The sequence below is a fragment of the Psychrobacter sp. NC44 genome (genome assembly GCF_904846655.1).
Classification (GTDB): Bacteria; Pseudomonadota; Gammaproteobacteria; order Pseudomonadales; family Moraxellaceae; genus Psychrobacter.
This window is the reverse complement of record NZ_CAJHBN010000034.1, coordinates 1-1851: the sequence shown is the minus strand read 5'-3', so window position 1 is coordinate 1851 and position 1851 is coordinate 1. Positions and strand designations below refer to the sequence as shown.

3 protein-coding genes are annotated in these 1851 nt (G+C 33.2%); all 3 read left to right on the top strand.

Features of this window, described 5'->3' with window-relative positions:
• Positions 1-240 precede the first annotated feature (240 nt).
• Genes JMX95_RS13545 through JMX95_RS13540 form a run of 3 tightly spaced genes read left to right on the top strand, consistent with a single transcriptional unit; the run spans position 241 to position 1777 of the window.
• Positions 241-1014, top strand: a complete 774-nt coding sequence (locus tag JMX95_RS13545) for a hypothetical protein (protein WP_201561078.1) — start codon at positions 241-243, stop codon at positions 1012-1014.
• The gene (locus JMX95_RS13875) at positions 1011-1472 is read left to right on the top strand and encodes a three component ABC system middle component (RefSeq protein WP_227676087.1); all 462 of its coding nucleotides are present in this window, start codon (positions 1011-1013) and stop codon (positions 1470-1472) included. Before JMX95_RS13545 ends, JMX95_RS13875 begins: the two co-directional genes overlap by 4 nt.
• Positions 1469-1777, top strand: coding sequence for a hypothetical protein (locus tag JMX95_RS13540; RefSeq protein WP_201561077.1), 309 nt, complete (start codon positions 1469-1471; stop codon positions 1775-1777). Before JMX95_RS13875 ends, JMX95_RS13540 begins: the two co-directional genes overlap by 4 nt.
• Positions 1778-1851: the final 74 nt, after the last annotated feature.

The following is a 1851-nucleotide window of genomic DNA, read 5'->3' as shown; positions in this document are numbered from 1 at the left end:
GTTTGTTTGTACCAACTTAATCTGCTCTTTCTCATATGACTATCCTAGATTATTTTACTTATCTAGGACAGCCCCTTAAATAATCTTAGTCAAAGCTTCTGGAAAACTGTAAGCAATTGGTTAGACAATGATAAGTTTAAATCATATTCTGAACTTATATTACTTACTACTCAAAAATTAAATGAAAATAGTTTATTTAAAGGTTTCAATGAGAAATGCGTCGAATCGAAGATAAAAGTGTTGGAAAAAATACAGAATGATTACTCAACTCAGACAGTTAAGAGCGATACGACTTTAGGTTACCTTACAACAGTAATGTCAGCTAGTAAAAGAGACAATCTAAGGATCGTTTTAGAAAAGTTCAGCCTGATTACTGAAGCGCCTAGCTATACTGAAATACATGAAAGGTTATGTCAAACTCACGCTAGCTTCCTGTCTGATGGAAAGGATAAGAGTTATATAAAGGTGCTAACAGGTTATGTGCATAATCAGATAGCTCAATCTAATGGTGAAATAAAGTATGAAGAGTTTACTGAGGAAAAGAGAAGAATCAGTCAACAACTAATTTCCAAAGTTTTATCGTTTCCAGCTACTTATGTAAGTTATCAACCAAGTGAGGAAGAAGAAGCAAAAGCATTGGAATTACCGTTCGTTAAAAAAATATATGATATTGAATATGATGATGAGATTAGTATAGAAGCTATTGAACACTTTTATAGACAAAGAAAAACTGTGTCGGAAGAAATGCAGGGGTATGAAAATAGAGATTATAGAAGTTATGAAGATAACTTGAGAAACCAACATAAAGCAGAGTATAGACTATCGTCTTTGGATACCAAAATAGAAACACAGATCAAAGATTCTAAAAGATTTTATTTGAAGTTTTTAGCTACTCCTGCGTCTCCTTTTCAAAACTATAATGATACCCCCGTATTCTTTAGAAATGGATATTTACATGAATTGATTAATGAAAATGATGACATGATATGGAAACTAAAGGTAGATGATCAATGACTAAGCTTACTGATAGCCTATATGTTATCCACAATAACCCTTTCATTATGGCTCCACTATTCACTAATTTTTTTGATTCCGTGACAGAGTCCGAAAATAACTACTTATTTTGTTATTTATTACTTCCATTAGTTCTTAATGTAGATAGGAGAGATTTTTTAAATAAGAGTACTGTTAGAAGCTCTGTACATACTTTCAAAAACAAACAGAATCTCCTGATAGGTCTTGCAGATGACGTTCAGTACTATAAGGAAATAACCCATCACAGCATACAACACGCAATAGATAGTGATTGGATAGTTATTAATGAAAACTTGTCTGTTACGGTTGATGAAAACCCTAAAAATATACAAAGCAACTTAATCAAGTCCTACAGCGCATCCCAGAAAATGTATCATATTTTAGGGGACTTGGATGTACTTACTATATATAGATTACTTGGGATTAAAAGTGTATGAAAGCGCATGTTATCTCTATAGGGATGGTCGATAAAATCGATAAAGTACATTATGTTGAGTTTGGGTTAGGAGTAAATATAATTACTGGTAAGTCTTCAACAGGTAAAAGTGCCATTTTAGAGATTTTTGATTATTGTATGGGGAGTTCAGAAAATAATATCCCACACGGAAAAATTACACAGCATGGAACGTGGTTTTTCACCATATTATCATTAAACTTAAAATACTTAGTTGTTGCAAGGAATCTTGTCGATGATAGCCGTTACATCAATGAAGTGTCAGTAGCTCCAAACCCTAAAGATTGAACCGCCCCGGGATTGTCGGAGACTCAACATTCTGAGAGAATATGACAATGAAAAGACAAACCTACACTCCTGAG